The sequence below is a fragment of the Pseudomonas sp. CFBP 5748 genome (assembly GCF_053850495.1).
This window is the reverse complement of record NZ_JBSPTN010000022.1, coordinates 1-21781: the sequence shown is the minus strand read 5'-3', so window position 1 is coordinate 21781 and position 21781 is coordinate 1. Positions and strand designations below refer to the sequence as shown.

General features: G+C 60.3%; 11 protein-coding genes and 2 pseudogenes. 6 read left to right on the top strand and 7 right to left on the bottom strand.

All coding sequences use genetic code 11. The annotated features are described in order from the left end of the window. The first annotated feature begins 87 nt into the window (after positions 1-87). From ACWNZ1_RS28940 to ACWNZ1_RS28930, 3 genes and pseudogenes are all read left to right on the top strand, one after another. The gene (locus ACWNZ1_RS28940; RefSeq protein ID WP_256454025.1) at positions 88-1161 is read left to right on the top strand and encodes a fatty acid desaturase; all 1074 of its coding nucleotides are present in this window, start codon (positions 88-90) and stop codon (positions 1159-1161) included. A 361-nt stretch (positions 1162-1522) separates the two neighbouring features. Continuing rightward, a pseudogene (locus tag ACWNZ1_RS28935) lies at positions 1523-2500 on the top strand (cache domain-containing protein); the annotation flags it as partial. A 117-nt stretch (positions 2501-2617) separates the two neighbouring features. Beyond that, a complete protein-coding gene (locus ACWNZ1_RS28930) occupies positions 2618-3403 on the top strand; it encodes a methyl-accepting chemotaxis protein (protein ID WP_406550197.1) in 786 nt (261 codons plus the stop codon). A 252-nt stretch (positions 3404-3655) separates the two neighbouring features. Here the strand turns inward: ACWNZ1_RS28930 and ACWNZ1_RS28925 are convergent, their stop codons facing one another. From ACWNZ1_RS28925 to ACWNZ1_RS28905, 5 genes are all read right to left on the bottom strand, one after another. Further along, positions 3656-4120: an SRPBCC family protein gene (locus ACWNZ1_RS28925; RefSeq protein WP_456028023.1), complete on the bottom strand. Its 465-nt coding sequence runs from the start codon at positions 4118-4120 to the stop codon at positions 3656-3658. A gap of 32 nt (positions 4121-4152) precedes the next feature. After that, positions 4153-7578, bottom strand: coding sequence for an amino acid adenylation domain-containing protein (locus ACWNZ1_RS28920; protein WP_256454027.1), 3426 nt, complete (start codon positions 7576-7578; stop codon positions 4153-4155). 10 nt (positions 7579-7588) lie between these two features. Then, positions 7589-8521, bottom strand: coding sequence for a diiron oxygenase (locus tag ACWNZ1_RS28915; protein ID WP_135843104.1), 933 nt, complete (start codon positions 8519-8521; stop codon positions 7589-7591). Next, the gene (locus ACWNZ1_RS28910; protein WP_135843105.1) at positions 8518-9294 is read right to left on the bottom strand and encodes a DUF3050 domain-containing protein; all 777 of its coding nucleotides are present in this window, start codon (positions 9292-9294) and stop codon (positions 8518-8520) included. The genes ACWNZ1_RS28915 and ACWNZ1_RS28910 overlap by 4 nt, the downstream gene beginning before the upstream one ends. Before the next feature lie 685 nt (positions 9295-9979). After that, the gene (locus tag ACWNZ1_RS28905) at positions 9980-10672 is read right to left on the bottom strand and encodes a GntR family transcriptional regulator (RefSeq protein WP_135843106.1); all 693 of its coding nucleotides are present in this window, start codon (positions 10670-10672) and stop codon (positions 9980-9982) included. Positions 10673-10945: 273 nt separating this feature from the next. Between ACWNZ1_RS28905 and lapG the strand changes: the two genes are divergently transcribed. From lapG to ACWNZ1_RS28890, 3 genes are all read left to right on the top strand, one after another. Beyond that, positions 10946-11569 (top strand): cysteine protease LapG, encoded by a 624-nt coding sequence (gene lapG, locus ACWNZ1_RS28900; RefSeq protein ID WP_406550198.1) that lies wholly within the window; start codon positions 10946-10948, stop codon positions 11567-11569. A 14-nt stretch (positions 11570-11583) separates the two neighbouring features. Beyond that, entirely contained in the window at positions 11584-13530 is a 1947-nt protein-coding gene (gene lapD / locus ACWNZ1_RS28895) for a cyclic di-GMP receptor LapD (protein ID WP_256454028.1), read from the top strand. Positions 13531-13959: 429 nt separating this feature from the next. Further along, a complete protein-coding gene (locus ACWNZ1_RS28890) occupies positions 13960-14331 on the top strand; it encodes a DUF6124 family protein (RefSeq protein WP_135843110.1) in 372 nt (123 codons plus the stop codon). Positions 14332-14521: 190 nt separating this feature from the next. On the opposite strand, the gene ACWNZ1_RS28885 is transcribed toward ACWNZ1_RS28890, so the two are convergent. Both ACWNZ1_RS28885 and ACWNZ1_RS28880 read right to left on the bottom strand, forming a co-directional pair. Beyond that, positions 14522-14860 (bottom strand): hypothetical protein, encoded by a 339-nt coding sequence (locus ACWNZ1_RS28885; protein WP_014335964.1) that lies wholly within the window; start codon positions 14858-14860, stop codon positions 14522-14524. 183 nt (positions 14861-15043) lie between these two features. After that, positions 15044-21781 (bottom strand): annotated as a pseudogene (locus ACWNZ1_RS28880) (LapA family giant adhesin); the annotation flags it as partial.

Below are 21781 nucleotides of genomic sequence, written 5' to 3'. Positions count from 1 at the left end.
TGCGGTCAACAGGTTGGCGTTTACGGCTACCACCCGAGGGGACAACGCCCGGCAGGATGAGCACATCGATAACAGAGGATGTAAGCCATGCACGGCACTTGCGCAAGCCCCGAGCGATTGAATGCACAACAGCGATCCGCCCATATTCGCCAAGTGGTATTGGCCCGAGGCGAGCAATTGCGCCAGCGCTACCCGATTTTGCGCCACCAGGATGCACTGGGCGCGGGCATCCTGGTGTTCGCCCTGGCCGGGATGATCGGTTCGGCGCTGCTCTACATCAACGGCCATCTCGCCGGGTGGGCGTGCCTGCTGCTCAACGCTTTTTTCGCCTCCCTGACCCACGAGCTGGAACACGACCTGATCCACAGCATGTATTTCCGCAAGCAGCGCCTGCCCCACAACCTGATGATGGGCCTGGTGTGGCTGGCGCGGCCCAGCACCATCAACCCGTGGATCCGTCGCCACCTGCACCTTAACCATCACAAGGTCTCCGGCAGCGAGGCCGACATGGAGGAACGGGCCATCACCAACGGCGAGCCTTGGGGGCTGGCGCGGTTGCTGATGGTCGGCGACAACGTGATGTCGGCTTTCATCCGCCTGCTGCGGGCCAAGACCTGGGCGCACAAGCGCAGCATCCTCAAGCGCACGCTGAAGGTGTACTTCCCGCTGGCGCTGCTGCACTGGGGCGCCTGGTATGTGTTCCTCGGTTTTCATGGGGCCAACGGTGTCGCCAGCCTGCTGGGTACTTCCATCGCCTGGTCGCCAACCACGTTGTCGGTGATGCATGTGATCGACATCGCGGCGGTGGTGATCATCGGCCCGAACGTGCTGCGGACTTTTTGCCTGCACTTCATCAGTTCGAACATGCACTACTACGGCGACATCGAGCCGGGCAACGTCATCCAGCAAACCCAAGTGCTCAACCCGTGGTGGCTGTGGCCGTTGCAGGCGTTCTGCTTCAACTTCGGCAGCAGCCACGGAGTCCATCACTTCGTGGTGAAGGAACCGTTCTATATCCGTCAATTGACGGTGCCGGTGGCCCATAAAGTGATGCGTGAAATGGGCGTGCGGTTCAATGATTTTGGAACGTTTTGGCGGGCGAACCGGTTTGTGGGCGAGAAAGGGCCGGTGAGGGAAGAGGTGGATACGGTACGGGTTTGAGACGGCTATTGAAAAAGCTCTTCGGCAAGCCTCGATATTTCAGCCAGATCTGAATCCTGTGGCGAGGGAGCAAGCCCTCGCCACAGATTGTTACAACCGGCCACGCACCTCGGCGGCCACGCCTCGTTCGCCCTTGGGGCAGTCCCTCAGGCCTCCCGGCTGCATTCCAACGCATCCCATGGAAGCGTCTAATCTTCTCCTCTCGTCGGCCAACATCATAAAGCCCTAATTTTTTCCAACGGCGTGCCGACAGATTGGTATGCGTGCACCAAAGTGGAGCGGGTCAAAAGCCTGCTCGCGCTTTACATGAAATGTTGCAACCGGAATGCACCCCCACTCCCTGCATAAGAAGCCTAACTAAATGAATCTAAAGTTCAGCCACAAAATCCTTCTTGCCGCCTCCGGTGTCGTGGTTCTGGCTTTCGCCCTCTTTACGCTCTACAACGACTATTTGCAGCGCAATACCATCGGCCGTAGCCTCGAGTCCTCCATCGAGCAATCCGGTGACTTGACGGCCAGTAGCATCCAGAACTGGATGAGTGGCCGGATACTGGTGCTGGAAAACCTGGCGCAGAACATCGCGCATCAAGGCACCGGTGCCGATCTGCCGGGGCTTGTCGACCAGCCGGCGCTGACGTCGAACTTCCAGTTCACTTACGTAGGCCAGGCCAGTGGTGTCTTCACCCAACGCCCTGACGCAAAAATGCCTGATGGCTACGATCCGCGTCAGCGCCCTTGGTACAAACAGGCCGTCACCGCCGACAAAACCATGCTGACTCCGCCATACCTGGCGGCGGTCGGCGGCCTGGTGGTGACCATCGCCTTGCCGGTGAAGCACAACGGCGAATTGCTCGGCGTGGTGGGCGGCGACCTGAGCCTGGAAACCCTGGTGAAAATCATCAACTCGGTGGATTTCGGTGGCATCGGCCATGCCTTCCTGGTCAGCGGCGACGGTCAGGTGATCGTCAGCCCGGACAAAGACCAGGTGATGAAGAACCTCAAGGACATCTACCCCGGTACGCCAGTGCGCATCGGCAAAGGCATCCAGGAGGTTGCGCTGAATGGGCAGGACCGCATTCTTTCGTTCACCCCGGTCACTGGCCTGCCGAACGCTGAGTGGTACATCGGCCTGTCGATCGACAAGGCAAAAGCCTACGCACCGCTGAGCCAGTTCCGTACGTCTGCGTTGATTGCGATGTTTGTCGCGGTGGCGGCCATTGCGTTGCTGCTGAGCATGTTGATCCAAGTATTGATGCGTCCGTTGACCACCATGGGTCGGGCCATGCAGGACATCGCCCAGGGCGAGGGCGACCTGACTCGCCGCCTGGTGGTGCAGGGCAAGGATGAGTTCGCGGTATTGGGTGGCTCGTTCAACCAGTTCGTGGAGCGGATTCACGCCTCGATTTCCGAAGTGTCTTCGGCGACACGGCAGGTGCATGACCTGTCGCAGCGGGTGATGACTTCGTCGAACGCCTCGCTCATCGGCTCGGATGAACAGAGCGCTCGCACCAACAGCGTGGCCGCGGCCATCAACCAATTGGGCGCTGCGACCCAGGAAATCGCCCGCAACGCCGCCGATGCCTCGCAACAGGCCAGCGGCGCCAGCGAGCAGGCCGATGATGGTCGTCAGGTGGTGGAAAAAACCATCCACGCGATGACCGAGCTGTCGCAGAAGATCAGTCTCTCGTGCACCCAGATCGAAACCCTGAACGCCAGCACCGACAACATCGGGCACATCCTGGACGTGATCAAAGGCATCTCCCAGCAAACCAACCTGCTGGCCCTGAACGCTGCCATTGAAGCGGCCCGGGCCGGTGAAGCCGGCCGTGGTTTTGCGGTGGTGGCCGATGAAGTGCGTAACCTGGCGCATCGCACCCAGGAGTCGGCGGAAGAAATCCACAAGATGATCACCTCGCTGCAGGTCGGTTCCCGCGAAGCGGTGACCACGATGAACGCCAGCCAGTTGTCCAGTGAGGAAAGCGTGGAAGTGGCCAATCAGGCCGGTCTGCGGCTGGTCAGCGTGACGCAGCGCATCGGCGAAATCGATGGGATGAACCAGTCGGTGGCCGCGGCGACCGAAGAACAGACCGCGGTGGTGGAAACCCTCAATATGGACGTCAGCCACATCAACCTGTTGAACCAGCAAAGCGTGGCCAACCTCAATGAAACCCTGAAGGATTGCGATGCCTTGTCGCAACAGGCCAATCGGTTGAAGCAACTGGTGGATAGCTTCAAGATCTGAGGCCTCAGCCGACATCACCGCAAGTTGAGCCACCGCCATCGCGAGCAAGCTCGCTCCCACAGGGGATTGGCGGTGGACCTGGGTTTCGCGTCCACTTCTGCGTCCACAGGGGATGGGTGGTGAGCCTGGATCTTGGGTTCACTCCAACTCAATGTGGGAGCGAGCTTGCTCGCGATGGCGGCAGTCCAGTCAAATTACTGCAAGCTGACCCACCGCTTTCGCGAGCAAGCTCGCTCCCACAAGGGAGGGGGCTTACTTGAACATCACTTGCACATTCGCCATCGCCTCATCGGCAAACCCTTGCAGGAAGTCCCTGAACCCCGACGGTGTATGGGCGTCGGTGTGGTCGGCGATGATGGTCCACGTGGCGCGGCAGCGGTTGTCGCTCAGGGGCTCGACGTGCATCGCCGCCCAGAGGTTGTCGATGCCCAAGGTGTTGTAGATCAGCGTCCAGGTCATGTGCATGGCCTGGTCGTCATGGCTATTGAGCTGTTCCACCACCAGGTTCTGGCCATCGCGGAAGAACTTCTTGCGCAGGGATCTCACGCCATTGCCGGTCATCTCAATACGTTCCAGTGCCGGGATGAATTGATCGAATCCACCAAAGTTACCCACCACTTCCCAGACGCTCGCCGCATCGCGTGCTACCTCCACCGAGGTTTCGACCTGGCAGATGTGGGGGTTCTTGATCAGGGTATCGGGTTGAAATGCATTCATGGTCTTGCTCCTTGCTTTAGGTTGGGGGTGCTTCAGATGAAATCGATGGCCTTGAGGTAATCGGCGCCGCGGCGCAGCAGGGCCGGGGATTTTTCTGGGTAGCGGGCGCCCATCTGCCGCACGCCGGCGCGGGCGTTGTCGTGACTGATCAGCGAGATGTCGCCGATGTCTTCCTCGAAGCCATTGAGATAGAAACCCAGTACGCCAAACAACGCGTTGTCGGCATCGACCCGACCCAATTGCCGTTGCCAGTCGGCGACGCTCACCAGGGAAAACTCCCGGCCGCTGTCGCGGAACGACGCCACATAAGCATCCCAGCTCAAAGGCTCGGGGTTGTGCAGGTTGAACACCGCTTGCGTCGGCTGGTAACGGCTGGCGTGGAAGGCGATGAAACGCGCCAGGAAGTCCACTGGCATCAGGTCGAAATTGAGGGACAAGTCCGGCACCTGCCCGAGCTGGATCGAGCCCTTTAGCATCAGCATCAAGCGATTTTTATGGGGCTGGCAGACCCCGGTCAGGCTGTTGAAACTGATGTTGCCGGGGCGGAACAGATTGACCCACACCCCGCGCTCGCGGGCGCGCTGCAGGATCCGTTCGCCCACCCATTTAGACAGGTTGTAGCCGTTCTTGATGTAGATCGGCGGCGTCTTGGCGGCGGGTTGTTCCAGGACCTGGCCATCGGCATCCAGGGCGCTGGACGCCGAAAGTGTGGAGACGAAATTGAAGATCTTCTTGCTGCGCCCTTCACACAGGCGCAGGCATTCAAAGATCGGCTCGACGTTGTCCCGCGCCAGGGACTCGTAGTCGAGCACATGATTGACGTGGGCAGCGTTGTGCACCAGTGCGCCGAAGGTACGGTCGATGCGGGCGTAGACGTCATCCGGCAAACCCAATTGCGGCTGGGTGATGTCGGCGTTGTAAACGCTGATGCGGCTCAGGTCCAAATGGGTCAGGCGGTTATCCTGCAAGGCTTGGGAAAAACGTTCCGCAGCGCTTTGCCCTCCAGACGCGCGCACCAGGCAGGCGACTTCGGTGGCGCCCCAGGCCAGCAACGCCTCGACGATGTGTACCCCAAGAAAACTGTTGGCGCCGGTCACCACCACCTTGTGCACATCACCGCACTGGCTGATGGGCAGCGGGTCGAGGTTGAGCTCGGCTTCTGCGTCGATGAAGGCCTGGGGGCTGAGGGTCGATGCACTGTTTTGTTCAGAGTCGTCCAGCAACTTCGCCAAGGTCATCAGCGTAGGCGCTTCGATGAAGCGATTGATCGACAGGCTGCGCCCGAAGGCTTCGCGGATGCTCAGCAGCAGTTGCGACAGCAGGATCGAATGCCCGCCGAGGTTGAAGAAGCTCTCGTCGGTGGCGATGTCTTCGACCGGCAGATCCAGAAGCTCGGCCCACAGTTTCTGCAACTGCTTTTCCAGCGCGTTCTGCGGTTGGCGCCGCTGGCTGCCGACCTGCACCTGCACCGCTGTGGCGAGCAAGGCCCGACGATCGACCTTGCCGTTGCTGGTGTAAGGCAGGCTGGGCAGTTCGACGTAGGTCGCCGGGTGCATGTAGCTGGGCAGGGTGTTTTGCACATGCTCGCGCAAGGCCTGGAGGGCGGTGCCGGGCCGGTCTTCCCGGGGGTGAACCAGGAATGCCAGGATCCGTCGGCGTTCATCGACCCCTACCGCCACTTGGCGAAACAACTGGCTGTCCCGCAGGCAATGCTCGATTTCCTCTGGCTCGACTCGAAAGCCGCGGATCTTCACCTGGTTATCGCGACGGCCACACAGTTCGATGCCGCAGTCGGTCCACTGGCCGATATCGCCGGTGCGATAAACCCGCAGTATTCGCCCGGTGGGCAGCGTCAGGTTGAGATAGCGTTTGGCGGTCAGCACCGGATCGTTCAGATAACCCAGGCCGACACCCGGCCCGGTGATGTACAGCTCACCCGGCGAGCCTTGCGGTACGGGTTGCAGCTGCTCGTCGAGAATCAGCACCCGGGCGTTGGCGATGGGCATGCCCAGGTTGCGGTTGTTGTCGCCGACGCCGAATTGCCGCGTGGTGGCCAGCACCGTGGTTTCGGTCGGGCCGTAGATGTTGTGGAACCGGCACTGTGGCGCGAGCTGTTCAATCACGAACGGCTCACAGACATCGCCGCCGGTAATCAGGTGCGCCAAACCCAACGGCGCGTCCAGCGGCATCACGCTCAGCAGCGCTGGCGGCAGGAACGCGTGAGTCACCTGCTGCGCGCCCATCAGCTCCACCAATTGTTGCGGGTCGCGGCGCTGGTCTTCGCTGGGCACCACCAGTAACGCGCCCTGGATGAAGGTCGGCAGGATATCCAGCAACGAGGCGTCAAAGTTGATGGTGGAAAATTGCAGCGCCCGACTGTCGCGCTGCAATTGGACGTAGTCGCCGTACCAGGCACAAAAATGGCCGAGGTTGCGATGACTGAGCAGCACACCCTTGGGCTGGCCGGTGGTGCCGGAGGTGTAGATCGCCACCGCCGGCTCGTCGATGCCCACCACACGACGGATCAACGAGGCCGGGATGCCAGGCTTGGGCGCAGGCAACCGATGCACATTCAGCGTCGGCAGCGCGAGGTCGCCCAGATCGCCGTCGCCGTCGTGCAGCAGTAGGTCCGCCTTGGCATTCTCCAGGATAAAGCGCCGACGTTGTGCCGGGTGCTGCGGGTCCAGCGGCAAGTACACCGCCCCACAGCCCAGCACCGCCAGGATCGCCGCGTACAGGTGCGCAGACTTGGGCAGGCATACGCCGATCACCAGTGGGTGGTCGGTTGCTTCCTGGAGCTGTGCCAACATGGCCTGCTGCAACCTCAGCGCCAGGCTGCGCAAAGTTTTGTAGTCGGTGAGCTGCCCATCAACCCACAGGGCCGGTTGTGTCGCGTCATCGAGCATGCGCTGTTCGATACTCTGCATCACCGGCACCTCGGCCGCGGCCAATAGCCAGGGCTCCGGTGGTCGGTTGAGGCAGTGTTCGAAGGCCAGCGACTCCAGCGCATCGAGCCCGTGCAGGGGCTGGTCGGCGGCGTCATCTGGTATCGTCGGCCAGTGCTCGAAGCAGGTTTCATCCCGTGACAACTGGCTGACCATCCGCGCACCGCTCTCGACCACCGCTGCCAGCGTACGCAAGCGCAAGGACTGACCATTGCCGGAGTTTTCCAGGGCGATCACTTCCCGGCACAACAGCCGCTGTGCACCGTCACGAAAAACCAATACCGGTTGTGGCAATCCCTCACCGGGCATAACTCGCAACGCCACGCGCACTTGAAGGCAGGTGCGCGCTTCAATAGCGCACGGCGCTGTGCCGTCGTCGATCAGCAAATCGACCGCACCGTGTGCTGCTGGCGATTGAGGATCCACCACACCATGGCCGTGCAGCTCAAGTTCCCGGGCCAGTTCGGTCATGGCCTGGCTTGTGCCAGGCACTGCAATTTCGAGGCGTCTCATTGAAAGGTCCTCATGGGGTCAGGTAGTCGGCGAGGGCATCGCGCACGCAGGGGGACGTGAGCATCGAGCTGCTGCGAAAAAAGCGCGTGATATTGGCCACCAAAGGGTGAAAGCGATTGACCGGGTAGGCCAGTGCGCTGGCGTCTTCACGCAGCGACTGGCGTACCGACTCGTCAACAGGCAGGTGCGCAATCAGCTCGAAATCGAACGCTTGCTGCAGGTCACTTGTCAGGTACTGGGCGATGAAACCGGGCATCAATCGTGCGATCGCCTCGTGGTCCTCGTCGGGCGCGGTGCGCCAGTAAATCTGCACCAGCCGCGTCCAGAAACCGGAATGCCGTCCTTCGTCCAGTAAGTGGTCGGCCATCAGCCCCTTGATCGAGGCCTTGACCGAATCGTCCCGGGCAAAAGCCGCCACATCGTTGGTCACGGTGTTCTCGGCAATGGCGATGCAGATCAGCTCCACGGCACTGAGCAAGTGCTCCGGCGCCTGGGCCAGGGCCGCCGGTATCGCGCGGCTGAGTTCGATCTGCGAAGGCAACGGGATCGGCGCAATACCGGTCATGTCGATGGTTTGCTGCATGAAGTCCATCGCCACCAGCGCGTGGTAATCCTCGTCCACCACCACGGTCATCGCGTCGTAACGGCAGGCGAACGGGAACTCAATGCCGAAGCTGTTCTTGGCGATACGCCGGGCGGTGTGGTCCACCAGTTCAGTCTCGAAAATCACCACGTCGTTGATGAACTTGTAGAGGCTTTGCACCAGCACAAAATCGCGCAACTGCGGGCAGTGGCTAAGAAAGGTCTGGCTGTGCACCAGTGGCTGACGGCTCATGGGGAAGATCAACTTGTCGTCGTTTTCGACCCGGCGCCGGGGCCGGGTGCGGATGGTGGCGCGGCTCTCCCAGGCGTCGGCGAACGATTGGTATTGGATGGCGTTCATGGGGTCACCTGTGCAACCGGTTGGGCCATGCTCTGGCGCAGGCCATCCCACAGCGCTGCGCGGCTGTGGACGGCGGCGAGGGCGGCGACCAACACCTCGGTTTCGCGCTGCGGGTCGCCATCGATCAGCCGGGCCAAGAGCTTTTCCGCGGCCGGGCCATGGTCTTCGGAATCGACTTCGATGTGCCGCTGCAGGTAGTAACGAAAGGTCGGCGCCTGATCCAGGCCAATGCCCCAGGCGTCGAGCATGCGCTGGAACATCTGCGGGATAACACTCTCGCGTCCATGCACGAACGCGGCGGCCACGCTGTGGGCTGGGGCGTGCAGGGCGGTGTGCAGGGTCTGGCGGACGAAACGTGCCGCCGCCGGTTCTACTTCGACGCTCTCCAGCGCTGTCTCGGGGCTGACGCCTTCCTGTTGCAGGGTGATGAACTGCTCGATGGCGCGGGTATCGGCACCGACCTCGCGCATGGCATCCAGATACAGTTCGAAATGGCTGCAATAGCCTGCTCCGGGGCGGTCATCCGATTCTTCGCCCAAGACAATTTCGTTGATCAGGCGTGCCGCGTGTGGGTCCGCCGGCGGCAGCCAGGGCAGGTGGACACAGGTCAGCTCCCGTTGCAGCCGTTTGGTCAGTGACATGAAGTCCCACACGGCAAACACATGGCTTTCCATAAAACGGCGTAGCAGATCAATTGATGTTATTTCGGAAAAAACCGGGTGTTGGCCAAGTTCGTGTTTTTTCAGAGATAGTTGTTCTTTGGTTGGCTGCATTGGAACGTCCTCATCAATGATGTTGTGCCCGGAAAGTTGCCCGTTATTTATTAAGGCGAACGGGCGCCTGAACCGGAATCCATGAATTGCTCAAGTGGCTTAAGTGCTTGCCTTTAATGCGCGTCGCCAGCCTGTGGCGCTTGATTCTTAAGCGTTGGCCGAAGGCGGGCGCGGTCGATAACAATTCGACGAATAAAAAACTAATACACAAAACAAGTAAGCGGCAAGAAGTATTTTAAATATTTAAACTGGCAAGTTTATTGGGCGCGAAAGAGACTGTTAAAACTTTTAATATAAGTTTTATTCAGGCGAAGAAGCTCCTTCCGATTTAGGGGTGTCAGAATCGAATAGTTCGAGTGAATGCCTCACTCGGAGCACTTCAGGGATCAGGGATTAAGAAGTTTGTGATTTAAGGGAGGGACACCGGTCGGACATCCGATCATCCCGCCAGTGGGCGACGCTCCTTGCGTATTGGCTTCGATTCGCCTGGTCTATCGCCAGGCGCTGACTTCTTCAGGTCTATTTTTGAATCGACAAGCGCAAGAGTGAGCCCAAATCGATGGCAGTGCCATTGAACTGATGGGACGCCGCGTCGCCGCCATGCTCAGGCGGCGCCAGGCAGGCGAGAAGTGGCGCGCAAGGATATGTAAGAAGTTTTTACGCCGGCGGGACCGTCGGCGAGGGGTCAACGATTCGACTGTTGTTCGAGATACCGGCGCATGGTGATGCAGGCTTTTTCCAGGTGGAGTTCCAGCAAGGCAATGGCTTTATCGATGTCTTTGGCTCGCGCGGCTTCAAGCAGCGCACGATGATCGTCCTGGGTCAGTTTGCCCAGGCCCATGGACGACAGATGAAAGCGCAAGAAGCGCTCTTCTTCGTTGAGCTCGTGCTCAATCAAGTCCAGCAGCCTGCTGTTGGGCGCCTTGTGGTAGAGCGACATGTGAAACAGCCGATTGAGCTTGGCGATCTGGGCGTGGTCGGTTTCGGTTTCCAACTGCTCGATGTATTGGGCTCCCAAGGCCAGGTCACTGGCGTCGAGCAGGGGAATGGACAGGCGCAAGGCGAAAGACTCCAACACCGAACGCAAGGCGTAGGTCTCGACCGCATCGTTGTTGATCAGCGGAGCCACCACGGCGCCCTTGTGCTGGACCACATTGAGCAGTGACTGCGCCTCGAGCTGGCGCAAGGCTTCGCGCACCGGCATGCGGCTCACACCGAACAGGTCGGCCAGCTCCTGCTGACGCAAGGCTGTACCGCAGGGCAGGCGCCCGTCGAGAATGGCCTCGCGCAGAGACTCTTCGATGATCGAGCGTGCCTGGGCAGCGGGGATGGGTCCGTTGACCTGGATAGTACTGAGCGGTTTGGGCTTCTGTGTCACAACAACGTACCCTGACTGGTAGTAGCGAAAATTGGATCCAAGCCAACGTTAGTTACAGATTGCCTAGCCGTCAAAGTCTCGTGGCCCCGGTTCCTGAACTAAAGTTTAGCGTGCCTGCGGTGATTGCACCCTGCCATTGTTTTTTACCGGGCCAGGCTTCACCATCCAACGAATTTCCAACGGCCCTTTTCGGACGTATTTCCCTTGGCTGCACCTTTCCCTGTTCTCAGGTCCTTGCGCTGGCTGTGTTCGGCATTGTTGCTGGCCGGCCTCATGCTGGGTGGCTTGCGGGCCGACTGGGACTTTGCGCAGATCAGCCGCCGGGCGCAAGCCTTATATGGGCCGCTGGGTGAAGGGCAGCAACGAATCGATGCCTGGCAGCAATTGTTGGCGACCCAGAAGCAGGTTCCGGAGTTGGAGCAGCTTAAGGTGGTGAATCTGTTCTTCAACAAACAGGTGCGCTACGTGGAAGACATCGACCTGTGGCGTGAGGTCGATTACTGGGAAACTCCAGTCCAGGCCTTGTGGAAAGGCGCTGGCGACTGCGAGGACTACGCCATCGCCAAGTACTTCAGCCTGCGTCATCTCGGGGTCTCCAGTGACAAGCTGCGCATCACTTACGTCAAGGCCTTGCGGCAGAACCGTGCGCACATGGTGCTCACCTATTACGCCACCCCCGATGCGATGCCGCTGGTCCTCGATAGCCTGATCGACGGCATCCAGCCAGCCAGCCAGCGAACCGATCTGCTGCCGGTCTACTCTTTCAATGCCGAAGGGCTGTGGTTGCCGGGTGCCAAGGGCAACAAAAAAGTGGGTGACACCAAACGCCTGTCCCGGTGGCAGGATGTGTTGAAAAAAATGCAGGCCGAAGGTTTTCCGGTCGAGACGACTAACTAGGAGCGCGCGCTCAGATGTCTTTGTTCAAACAGCTGTTGATCGCTATCTGTCTGTTCCTGGTGGTTGCCTTCAGTGGCAGCTTCATGGTCAGCCTGGAGAGCTCGCGGACCCAGTACGTCAACCAGTTGCGCTCCCACGCCCAGGATGCGGCCACGGCGCTGGCGCTGTCGTTGACGCCGAACATCGACGACCCGGCGATGGTGGAGCTGATGGTCAGCTCGATCTTCGACAGCGGCTATTACGCGAGCATCCGCGTGGTCGACGTGACCACCGACAAAACGCTGGTCGAGCGCACGGGCATTCCGGACGCCGGCAGCGTGCCGAAATGGTTCGTCAAACTCATTGGCCTGGAGCCGGCCGGCGGTGATGCGATTGTCAGTCGTGGCTGGGAACAGGCGGCGCGAGTTGAGGTGGTCAGCCACCCGATGTTCGCTCTCGCCAAGCTGTGGCAAAGCGCGTTGGGCAGCCTCGGTTGGTTACTGCTGTGCGGCGCCGTGAGCGCGGTGCTGGGGGCCTTGCTGCTGCGTCGCCAGCTCAAGCCGCTGGATTACATGGTGCACCAATCCCATGCCATCGCCCGTCGTGAGTTCTTGAGCCTGCCGGAACTGCCACGTACCCCTGAATTGCGCCGCGTGGTGCAGGCGATGAACCAGATGGTCGAGAAGCTCAAGGCACTGTTTCAGGAACAGGCCGAGCGCAGTGAGAAGCTGCGGGTCGAGTCCTATCAGGACAACCTCACAGGCCTGGCCAACCGGCGTTATTTCGAAATGCAGCTCAATGCCCGGGTGAGCAACCCGGAGCAGGCCAGTTCCGGTTATCTGCTGTTGCTGCGGGTCAAGGACCTGGCTGGTTTGAACCAGCGGTTGGGCGGGCAGCGTACCGACCAGTTGCTTAAAGCGGTTGGCGAACAATTGCTGCGTGAGTGCGCCCGGTATCCGGAAACCCAAAACCTGGTGACGCGCATCCGCGGTGGGGAGTTTGCTGTGCTGGCGCCCGGGTTGGTGCGTGAAGAGGCGTTGCAACTGGCGCAGAACCTTGAAGGGGCGTTGGCGAGCCTGCACGCCACTGACGCGACCGATGTGGCTTCGGTGGCCTCCATCGGATTGGCACCGTTCGTCCATGGCGACTCGCCGCAAGCGGTGCTCCAGCTCGGCGATCAGGCTCTGGCCCAAGCCGAAAGCCAGGGCGAACCGGGCTGGGCCTGCCTGGATCACAGCGCCTCGGCGAGCGTCGGCGACGATCACCATGCCTGGCACACTTTGCTCGACCAGGCCTTGAATCATCAGCGATTCGAGCTGTATTTCCAACCGGTGGTCGCCGCCCAGGACACCCAAGTGGTGCTGCATTACAAAGTGCTGTCGCGGTTGTTCGACGAGCAGGGTCAGACCATCCCTGCCGGGCGCTTCCTGCCCTGGCTGGAGCGCTTTGGCTGGACTGCGCGCCTGGACCGCTTGATGCTCGAGCAGGTGCTCAAGCAGATGGCCGGGCACGATCAATCCCTGGCGCTGAACTTGTCCTCTGCGACCCTGGCCGATCCTCAGGCGCTGAACAAGGTTTTTGAAATTCTGCGGGCGCATTCCAACCTCGGGCCGCGCCTGACGTTGGAGATTGGTGAAGAGCAACTGCCGGAGCAAGCCGTCCTGGAGCAATTGACCCGGCGTTTGCGCGAGCTTGGCTTCTCTCTGAGCCTGCAGCGTTTTGGTGGGCGGTTCAGCATGATTGGCAATTTGTCGCGGCTGGGGTTGGCTTATCTGAAGATCGATGGCAGCTATATCCGCGCGATTGATCAGGAAAGTGACAAGCGCCTGTTCATTGAAGCTATCCAGCGGGCTGCTCACAGTATTGACTTGCCGTTGATTGCCGAGCGGGTTGAGACGGAGGGGGAGTTGGCGGTGATTCGGGAGATGGGGTTGTTTGGGGTGCAGGGGCAGTTGGTGGGTGAGCCTAAGCGTTGGGAGTGAGGCTGGCTGGTGAGGCGGCCTGTGCCCTTCTGACCGTGTACATATCCATTCCTGCGGAACCGCCAGTAGCCGTTACCGCAGAAACGGATATACACCCCCTCTAAAAGTAAGGTCCTAGGAGATTTCCTTCAAGTTGTAGCGAAGTCGGTGAACTTGTCCGGCGTCAGCCCCGTGGCTAGTCTGGGTTTGTCACTGAAAAAACGGTGACACCGGCGTGCAAGCCGGTTAGAAAGACGCCCAACAATATCACCAGCCACTTATCGTGCATTCGTGCTCATGTTTTATGGCAGCTGTGTGCGGGAGACCTTCGGGTCTGCCGAGGTTTTTGGGCGTTGTCTTACTCGGTCTTGCACACTCGCACATAGCTGCCACCCTTCATTGCGTGCAAGCGATCCAGGGCGGCTCTGAATTGAATAGGAAGCCCAAACCATGTTCAAAGCTACGCCTAACCCTCCACAGCCCTCATCCAAATCCCGAGTCGAAACCCTGCAAGCAAAAAAGCTCGACGAAGCCGCCGAACGCGCCCTCGACTACTACCTCAATCCCAAACCAACCGATGAAGCCTCGGGAAAACCCCAAACCGCCCAGCTCTTCATGGTCTCCCCGGACATCGACACCGAAACCCTCCTGGCCAATGCCTCCGAAGACCTGCTGTCCATCAGCGCCATCGCCGCCGACCTGGCGGATGACGTCGACGGCTCGCGCCGCAGCGTGATCCTGGCAATCAGCCGAATGGCCGATGGGGTGCATCTGTTGGTGGAGCGGGCGATGGATCGGCTTGAAGTGCAAGCGTCGAGCTGACAGGCCTGCGGTGGATTGACGATCGCCATCGCGAGCAAGCTCGCTCCCACACTGGATCTGCGTCGAACCGACAGATCGAGATCAAAACCGATCAACTGTGGGAGCGAGCTTGCTCGCGATGACTTTCGCCCAGACAACTCGCCACAGGGATTTGTGCTCTGCCCGGAACGCGTCAATCCAGGCGGCAGGCCTAGATCAACCCCTTCTCATCATCATCGATCAACCGGCTCAGCCCGCCCAATGCTTCCCGGGCCTGGTTGCGGTCCATCAGTTTGGCCTGGGCTGCTGGCGGCAGGTCGGTGACGCGGATGACGCCTTTGCTGGTCAGCACCTGGATCAAGTCGTCGAGTACCCGGATCATCTCCAGGTCGCTCTGCTTGAGCTGCTTGAGGCTGTTTTCTACCGCCTGGTTGGCGAACCAGTCCTGGATCTCGTGGTTGTCGGCCGGCAAGGTCTCGGTGGCTTCGGCGTAGGCGGTGGCTTCTACGCGCACCAGCAGGCCTTGTGCATCGCGTTGCACATAAAACATCGGGCATCCCTCATGTATGAAGCGGCGTCATGCTGGGCAGCATAGGCCAACTGCGGGGGAGTATGAACACTTATCCCGTGGCGAGGGAGCTTGCTCCCGCTGGGGCGCGAAGCGGCCCTGTTTTTTAGGGCTGCTGCGCAGCCCAGCGGGAGCAAGCTCCCTCGCCACGGTTTTGTGTCAGGTTCAGCTGTTGTTGTGATCGACCTTGATGGTCGGGTCACTGCCGGCGATCAGCGAGTTCAGGTTGACGTTCGACCAGTTGTTGCCTTCGAGCTTGATCGTTACGTCCGGTGTGGCCGCTGCGCCGTTGGCCGCGTTGAACTGGCCGGTCGTGCTGACCTGCAGCGACGACACGCCATCGACCGTGCTGATTTTCAGGAAGTGGTCAATGGTGCTGCCGGTTTCGCCCTGCAACAGATCCCGCAGGTCGATCCGGTCGCCGTCGCTGGCCTTGAAGTCCTTGATCACGTCGGTGCCGGCGTCGCCGGACTTCCAGACAAAGGTATCGCCTCCCAGGCCGCCGATCAGGGTGTCATTGCCCGGGCCACCGATCAGTGTGTCGTTGCCAGAGCCACCCAGCAGGATGTCATTGCCCTTGCCGCCATTGAGCGTGTCGTTGCCGCCCTGGCCGAAGAGAATGTCATTGCCGGCGCCACCGAGCAGGGTGTCGTTGCCATCGTGGGCACCGGACACATCGAACGCGGTGTAGTGCTCGGTGATGTACTGGTGCACGTTGCTGGTGGTGACTTTGCTGACGTCCACACCGCTCTGCTGGGCGACGAACGCCTGGATAGCCTGATAGCCCTCGCCGGCGATGCCGTTGAAGCTCACCAGGTCGCCGAACAGGATGTCGTTGCCTTCGCCGCCGTTGACCGTGTCGGAGCCCGGCAGGGTCGCTTCGGTGTGGCCGATGATCGAGTTGGCCAGGTTGTTCGGGTCGATGTTGGTCTGCGGTGTCGAGTCCGAATCGTAGGGCTTGAGGTCGTTCAGGGTCACGTCGTTGTTCAGGCCGATGGCTTCGACCGTACTCAGGCCCTTCAACAGTGTGAAGCTTTCGCTCGAGCCTGTTGCCGAATCGACATAGTTCCAGTAATCGCCATAACCGGTGCCACCCAGGTTCGACAGTTCAAAGGTGCCATTGCCCTCGGCATGTACCTTGCCCACATAGCTATCGGTCCATTTCTTGCCGTTTTTGGTCGACAGGTACATCTCACCGTTTTCGTAGATGGTGTACTTGTGCGTGCTGTCGATCGTCTGGGTGTAGTACTTGCCGACGGTGTACTTGGAGGCGCTCAGTACGTCATCGAGTTTGACGTTGTCATACAAGGTCGGGTTGGTCTGCTCACCGGTCTGGTAGTAGGTCGGCTTACCGTCGGTAATGAAATACGTCAGGTTCTTCGCGCCGGTATTGCCCATGGCTTCGGTACTTTTGAAGAAGTTCGCCGTGGTCTTGAACACGTCTTCGTAGTTGGTGCCGCCACCGGAGGCCATCGAGTCGAGCACGCTTTTGAGCTGGTTCAACGCGTCCGGGTCGTTAAGGTTGACCGAGACAGACGTGTTCACCTGGCTGTCGAAGTCCGCCAGGAAGATGTTCACGGTCCCGGAGTTGCCGCCCATGCTCTGCTTGAGGGTGTTGAACACCGAGGTCAGCGAGTTTTTGGCCGCCGTGAGGGACGCCTCGCTCATACTGCCGGAGCTATCGACCATGAAGGCGATGTTGTAGTTGGTGCCCGGCACCACTGTCAGCCCGCCGATGTCAGCGACCACCACGTCGTTACCGTCGGTGCCGGTCACGTTGTCACTGCCGGAGGTGGCGGTGATGGCGTTGTAGGTCGTCGGGTACACGGTGACTGGGATCTGCGCCGTGCTGGTCGCCGATCCGCCGAGGGCTTCGGTGGAGGTGGAGGTCACGGTCAGGTTGAGCTGGCCGTTGTAATAGGTCGGCGGGGTCAGGGTCAGGCTGCCCAGGTTCCAGCCACTGACCGACGCTTCGCCGTTGCTGCCCACGGTCGCGAAGTGGCCCGCGCCGTCGCTCAGCACACTGCCTTCCGGCATGCCGCCAATTTTCACGCTCAGGCTTTCGGAGCCGTCGGTGTCAGTCAGGGCGGTAGTGATTTTCGACAGGTGCACGCTGGTGCCTTCGGCGCCTTCGTTGAGCTTGAAGCCGTCGTAATAACCTTCGCCGTTGGTACCGTGCAAATCGGAGACCGTCACGCCAGCGTTCGTCAGGTCGGTCACGCTGGTGTACAACGGCACGCCGGCGCCGTTCAGGTCGACCGGTGTGCTGCCGTTGACCGACAGGTTCACGTCATAGCTGCCCGGACCGGTCTGGTTGTGGTGGTAGATGTCCAGGGTGTAGTAGCCGCTGGAGGTCGGGGTGAACGAGCCGTTCAACTTGCCGCCCGCGCCCCAGGTGATGGCCGCCACGTCCTTGCCGCCGATGGTCACCAGCAGGCTGTCGTCGCCGGTACCGCTGAAGGTGTAGGTCTTGCCGGCTTCGAGGAAGATCAGGCCCGAGGTTTTCGACGCTGTGCCCGGGTTGACGTTGCTGTCGGACTGCACGTTGGTCACGGTGCCGCTGCTGTTCGGCGTGCCGGCGGCATCGATCACCGATTTAAGGGTGCCGGATGGCGCACCGCTGCCATCGGTGCCCAGGCCCGACAGGCCGGTCCAGACCTCCTTGATCAAACCGGTGGAGCTCACGGCGTTGCCGGCCACGTTGAGGGTCGGTGCGTCGGCGACTGGGGTGATGTCGATTTTCACAGTGCCGGTATTGCCCAGTGCCTGGCCATCGGTTGGCTGGAATTTGACCTGTGCGTAGTCGGCCTGGTTGTTGCCCGTGCTGCTGCCAACATAACCATTGGCGCCGGACTCGTTGGCGTCCGGAGTGAAGCGCAGCTTGCCGGCGTCGATGTCAGCCTTGGTGAAGGTCTGGTTGTTGGCCACGTCCTTCCAGGTTGCACCGTCCAGGTACTGCAATTTGCCATCGGCCGGCAGCTCGGTGATTTTCACACCCAGGCTGGCGGCGGCATTGTCCACGTCGCTGACGCCGAAGGTCGACCAGCCGAGGACCAGAGAAGTGTCTTCGGTACCGGTCACGGCGCCGCCAGTGGCAACCGGCGCATCATTGACCCCGACCACGTTCACCGTGGTGGTGGCGGTGTTGGAGTAGTTGCTGCCATCGGTCACCGTCACGGTGATGATGCGCGGCACGGTGCTCGGATCTTCGCTGTTGTTAATGAAGCTGATGTTCTTGATCTGCTGCATGTAGTCGGCCAGCGTCGCGTTGCCCGACAGCGTCAGCGTGACTTTGCCATCGGTGCTGTTGGCGTTGATGCTGATGCCGTTGACGCTGTTGCCCAGGTTCAGCGCATCGCCGGGCTGACGGTTGGTCAGCACGATGGTGGCGCCGGTCAGCATGGTGCTGTCCGGGTCGGTGATTTTCAGGTCGGTGTCGCCGATGGACACGCCCGGGCCAGTGGTGCCTTCGGTGAAGGTCACCTGATAATCGGCGCCGGACTTGCCGCTGGAGTTGTTGGCGTCCAGGTCGAGCACTGGCGGCGCATCGTTGTCGATGATCGAGGTGCTGACGCTGCCGTTGGTGCCGCTGACAGCCAACTGCTCGAAGTTGCCACCGGTGGCCGAGTCAATCTTGACCACGAAGTTTTCCGTGCCTTCGGTGATCTTGTCATCCAGTGTTGCCACGTCAAAGGTGGCACTGGTGGCGTTGGCCGGGACCTTCACGGTGTACACCCCGGTGAAATCCGTGCCGTCGGCGGCGGTACCGCTGTAGACGATTTTGACCGTCACCTCGGTTTGCGCCGGATTCGTCAGGCTGACTGTGTACGTGGCGGCTTGGCCTTCGGTGACCGAGGTGCTGCCGGAGATGCTGACGGTGGTGGTGTTGACGGTGTCGGTGACATCGGTGACCGCTGGCGTGGTGCTTGGCACCAGGTTTTCGAAGTTACCGCCAGTGGCGTTATCAATGCTGACTTCAACCTTGCCGGCGTCTTTGTAGACGTCGTCAGTCGGTGCATCAACGCTGACGCTACCCGTGGTGGCGCCGGCAGCGATGTTGATCACGGCACCGTTGCTCAGGGTTACGGTGACTGGAGTGCCGGCGGCATTGGTCAGGGTTGCGGTGTAGGTGATCTGACCACCTTCGGCGACAGTATCGGTTGCCGACAGAGTCAGGCCCGTGGAGTCTTGGACATCAGTGACCGAGGTTTCAGCCGGTGTTTGATCTGCAACCAGGTTCTCGTAATTACCGCCCTGAGCGTCATCGATTTTCACGCTCAGGTTATCGCCGCCAGCGAGGGCGTCGTTTGGTGTGACGAAGTTGACCGAACCGCTGCTCGAACCGACCGGAATGGTAATGCTCTGGCCGTTCGACAGAGTGACGACCAACGGAGCACCGGTGACCGGAGCATTGACCGAAGCGGTGTAAACGACTGTACCGCCTTCAGCCACAGTCGAGGTCGCGGTCAGCGAAACGGTGCTGGTGTCGATGGTGTCAGTGACGTCGGTGACGGCTGGCGTAGTGCTTGGCACCAGGTTCTCGAAGTTACCGCCAGTGGCGTTATCAATGCTGACTTCGACCTTGCCGGCATCTTTGTAGACGTCGTCAGTCGGTGCATCAACGCTGACACTGCCCGTGGTGGCGCCAGCAGCGATGTTGATCACGGCGCCATTGCTCAAGGTTACGGTCACTGGCGAACCAGCGGCATTGGTCAGGGTTGCGGTATAGGTGATCTGACCGCCTTCGGCGACAGTATCGGTTGCCGACAGAGTCAGGCCAGTGCTGTCCTGAACATCGGTCACTGAAGTGTCGGCAGGCGTGCCGTCGATTTCCAGTTTTTCGTAGTTACCGCCCTGAGCGTCATCGATCTTCACGCTCAAGTTATCGCCGCCAGCAAGGGCGTCGTTTGGCGTAACGAAGTTGACCGAGCCGCTGCTCGAACCAACCGGGATGGTGATGCTCTGGCCGTTGCTCAAGGTCACAACGAGTGGAGCACCGGTAACCGGAGCATTGACCGAAGCGGTGTAAACGACTGTACCGCCTTCAGCCACAGTCGAGGTCGCGGTCAGCGAAACGGTGCTGGTGTCGATGGTGTCAGTGACGTCGGTGACGGCTGGCGTAGTGCTTGGCACCAGGTTCTCGAAGTTACCGCCAGTGGCGTTATCAATGCTGACTTCAACTTTGCCGGCGTCTTTGTAGACGTCATCAGTCGGTGCATCGACGCTGACGCTACCCGTGGTGGCGCCGGCGGCGATGTTGATCACCGCGCCATTGCTCAGGGTTACGGTCACTGGCGAACCAGCGGCATTGGTCAGGGTTGCAGTGTAGGTAATCTGACCGCCTTCGGCGACGGTGTCAGTTGCACTCAAGGTCAGAGCGGTGCTGTCCTGAACATCGGTGACCGAGGTTTCAGCCGGTGTTTGATCTGCAACCAGGTTCTCGTAATTACCGCCCTGAGCATCGTCAATCTTCACGCTCAGGTTATCGCCGCCAGTAAGGGCGTCGTTTGGTGTGACGAAGTTGACCGAGCCGCTGCTCGAACCGACAGGGATGGTGATGCTCTGGCCGTTCGACAAAGTAACGACCAGCGGAGCACCGGTGACCGGAGCATTGACCGAAGCGGTGTAAACGACGGTACCACCTTCAGCCACAGTCGAGGTCGCGGTCAGCGAAACGGTGCTGGTGTCGATGGTGTCGGTGACGTCGGTGACCGCTGGCGTGGTGTTTGGCACCAGGTTTTCGAAGTTGCCACCAGTGGCGTTATCAATGCTGACTTCAACTTTGCCGGCATCTTTGTAGACGTCGTCAGTCGGTGCATCAACGCTGACGCTGCCTGTGGTGGCACCGGCGGCGATGTTGATCACCGCGCCATTGCTCAAGGTTACGGTCACTGGCGAACCAGCGGCATTGGTCAGGGTTGCGGTATAGGTGATCTGACCGCCTTCGGCGACGGTGTCAGTCGCTGACAGAGTCAGGCCAGTGGAGTCCTGGACATCGGTCACGGAAGTGTCGGCAGGCGTACCGTCGATTTCCAGTTTTTCGTAGTTGCCGCCCTGAGCGTCATCGATTTTCACGCTCAGGTTATCGCCGCCAGCGAGGGCGTCGTTTGGTGTGACGAAGTTGACCGAACCGCTGCTCGAACCGACCGGAATGGTAATGCTCTGGCCGTTCGACAGAGTGACGACCAACGGAGCACCGGTGACCGGAGCATTGACCGAAGCGGTGTAAACGACTGTACCGCCTTCAGCCACAGTCGAGGTCGCGGTCAGCGAAACGGTGCTGGTGTCGATGGTGTCAGTGACATCAGTAACCGCTGGCGTGGTGCTAGGTACGAGGTTCTCGAAGTTACCGCCAGTGGCGTTATCAATGCTGACTTCAACTTTGCCGGCATCTTTGTAGACGTCGTCAGTCGGTGCATCAACGCTGACGCTGCCTGTGGTGGCACCGGCGGCGATGTTGATCACCGCGCCATTGCTCAAGGTTACGGTCACTGGCGAACCAGCGGCATTGGTCAGGGTTGCGGTATAGGTGATCTGACCGCCTTCGGCGACGGTGTCAGTCGCTGACAGAGTCAGGCCAGTGGAGTCCTGGACATCGGTCACGGAAGTGTCGGCAGGCGTACCGTCGATTTCCAGTTTTTCGTAGTTGCCGCCCTGAGCATCGTCAATCTTCACGCTCAGGTTATCGCCGCCAGCAAGGGCGTCGTTTGGCGTAACGAAGTTGACCGAGCCGCTGCTCGAACCAACCGGGATGGTGATGCTCTGGCCGTTGCTCAAGGTCACAACGAGTGGAGCACCGGTAACCGGAGCATTGACCGAAGCGGTGTAAACGACTGTACCGCCTTCAGCCACAGTCGAGGTCGCGGTCAGCGAAACGGTGCTGGTGTCGATGGTGTCAGTGAC

Coding starts and splice junctions, on each gene's coding strand:
- lapG (WP_406550198.1), top strand. CDS start 10,946: ATGCTGGGTGGCTTGCGGGCCGACTGGGACTTTGCGCAGATCAGCCGC.
- ACWNZ1_RS28890 (WP_135843110.1), top strand. CDS start 13,960: ATGTTCAAAGCTACGCCTAACCCTCCACAGCCCTCATCCAAATCCCGA.
- ACWNZ1_RS28940 (WP_256454025.1), top strand. CDS start 88: ATGCACGGCACTTGCGCAAGCCCCGAGCGATTGAATGCACAACAGCGA.
- ACWNZ1_RS28885 (WP_014335964.1), bottom strand. CDS start 14,860: ATGTTTTATGTGCAACGCGATGCACAAGGCCTGCTGGTGCGCGTAGAA.
- ACWNZ1_RS28910 (WP_135843105.1), bottom strand. CDS start 9,294: ATGCAGCCAACCAAAGAACAACTATCTCTGAAAAAACACGAACTTGGC.
- ACWNZ1_RS28930 (WP_406550197.1), top strand. CDS start 2,618: ATGACTTCGTCGAACGCCTCGCTCATCGGCTCGGATGAACAGAGCGCT.
- ACWNZ1_RS28925 (WP_456028023.1), bottom strand. CDS start 4,120: ATGAATGCATTTCAACCCGATACCCTGATCAAGAACCCCCACATCTGC.
- ACWNZ1_RS28920 (WP_256454027.1), bottom strand. CDS start 7,578: ATGAGACGCCTCGAAATTGCAGTGCCTGGCACAAGCCAGGCCATGACC.
- lapD (WP_256454028.1), top strand. CDS start 11,584: ATGTCTTTGTTCAAACAGCTGTTGATCGCTATCTGTCTGTTCCTGGTG.
- ACWNZ1_RS28915 (WP_135843104.1), bottom strand. CDS start 8,521: ATGAACGCCATCCAATACCAATCGTTCGCCGACGCCTGGGAGAGCCGC.